A 1427-nucleotide genomic window follows, 5' to 3' on the forward strand; every position below is an offset into this window, starting at 1 on the left:
CAGCTGCTACACAGCTTGAAATAAATATATCTACCTGATCTGACTACCTTAACGGCAATCTTGATCAGTTTCAAACGGATTGTATCTGCACACTGCTTCTTCATGGAAGCACACAGAGCCAGCCGTTTAAACCAATTGAATATGTTGTAAGCCAGCGCATGGATCTGGACACGGTTTGCATTAACGAGCTTTGAGTGGCTACTTACAGCCCCGAAATCAAAACCGTTTTTGCTTTCTTTGATGAAGTTCTCCATGTTGCCCCGGCCGCAGTAGAACTGGATTATTGATTCAATGTCTGCAGTCATGTTTGTGACTATAAATGTGTACATGTGAGTTATCTGGTTGAAAGGCTTCTCGATTTTGAAGACAACCCTACGTGGCTTGTTCCAGGTTCCAGCCTGATAGTAAAACTCACCATACACAACGGCATAATCAACAGCATTGTCCTTTGCCATTTTGAAGAGCAGTTCATCCTCTGTTTTTGCAAGGGCTACCAGAGTGGAGTTCATCTTAAGCCGTATTGCATAGGAGACTTTATAATTGTCGTCTTCACACAATTCGTATAGCTCCGGAGTTGCAAAACCACTGTCACCACGAAGCGAAAGTTCAGAAGCAAACTCCATTGATGATAGCTCCTCAAGAAGTGGTCGGAGGAAATCAGCTACACCATTGCTGGAATAAGCTGTACCATCACGGAGAAGTATTTTAAGAAGGTCACCAGTAAGTCCGTCATAACATACTAACGGATGGTAGCCATGCTCCTGATAATGATAATTGAAACCTTCTCCTTCCTGTTTGCCATATGTGCTAAGCAGTGTTGAATCCAGATCAAGAAGGATAAATTCAGGACGTTTGATTGTATAGACAATCTTACGCATTGCCTTCATGAGAGTATCAAACTGTCTCAGGGTGTCATTATCCATGCGGTTATAAAAGCGTGACAGCGTCGGCTGTGAAGCCAATGCTTCCTTTGCAAGGATTGCAGTAAGGATTGGATCGTTGGTAAGTTCATCTGCGCAGTCATCCTCATAGTATGCTGAAAAAATCTGATAGATGACCTGCAAAAGATTTTCATCGTCCTTGTGAGTCCGGCGGCTTGAAGAATCATTGGTGTGAAATATGCTGTCAATCAGCTTGTCAAAGTGCAGTTTGCTGATGAATTCCTTTATTAGGAGAAGACCAGCATCGGAGGATAAATCACCTCCGTCAAAATTTAATTTAAAACGCTTATTGCTTTCTAAGGTTGTGTAATCTAAACTAGACATATGAAGCCTCTTTTTTGTTATGTTTTTGGATTCGACACCTAAAATTGTAACAGAATCGGGGCTTTATTAATACCCCTAAGGCTTCACTTATTGGGTGAAAGCAATATGCAGTTTAAATGCAGTAACTATGCGGCTTTGTAATTAAGCCGTGAATAATTCAGG

General features: G+C 41.6%; 1 protein-coding gene. It reads right to left on the minus strand.

Going from position 1 to position 1427, the window contains the following annotated elements:
* A partial coding sequence (locus G587_RS0116205; RefSeq protein ID WP_026493102.1) for an IS1380 family transposase occupies window positions 1-1265 on the minus strand: 1265 nt, incomplete at its 3' end.
* Between the last annotated feature and the right edge of the window lie 162 nt (window positions 1266-1427).

Origin of the sequence: Butyrivibrio sp. XPD2002 (assembly GCF_000423945.1) — a bacterium.
Classification (GTDB): Bacteria; Bacillota; Clostridia; order Lachnospirales; family Lachnospiraceae; genus Butyrivibrio.